Source organism: Nocardioides sp., assembly GCF_024509035.1.
Classification (GTDB): domain Bacteria; phylum Actinomycetota; class Actinomycetes; order Propionibacteriales; family Nocardioidaceae; genus Nocardioides.
Genome location: NZ_JANINT010000341.1, coordinates 1 through 304, shown reverse-complemented (window position 1 = coordinate 304; position 304 = coordinate 1). Strand labels below are relative to the sequence as shown.

Sequence of the window (304 nt, the reverse complement as noted above, 5' to 3'; positions counted from 1 at the left end):
GCACCGGCCGGACGCCGTGCTGCTCGACCTGATGATGCCGGTCGTCGACGGGCGGGCGACGTTCCAGGCGCTGCGGGCGGACGAGCGCACCCGCGACATCCCGGTGATCCTGCTCACCGCCAAGCTCCGCGCCGGCGGCGCCCAGGCGTGGGACGATCTCGACGTCGTCGGCGTCATCGCCAAGCCGTTCGGCCCGATGACGCTGGGCGCCGAGGTCGCCGAGATGCTGGGGTGGGAGGACGTGTGACGACGCTGCGGCACGCCGCGGCGGCCCTGGCGACGGCCGGCCTGATCGCGGGCCTGG

Annotated in this window: 1 protein-coding gene; it reads left to right on the top strand. The window is 75.3% G+C overall.

Annotated features, from left to right (window positions below):
- Nucleotides 1-247 (top strand): response regulator (locus Q0L15_RS20960; RefSeq protein WP_296606655.1); only part of this gene is annotated, 247 nt, incomplete at its 5' end.
- Nucleotides 248-304 lie beyond the last annotated feature (57 nt).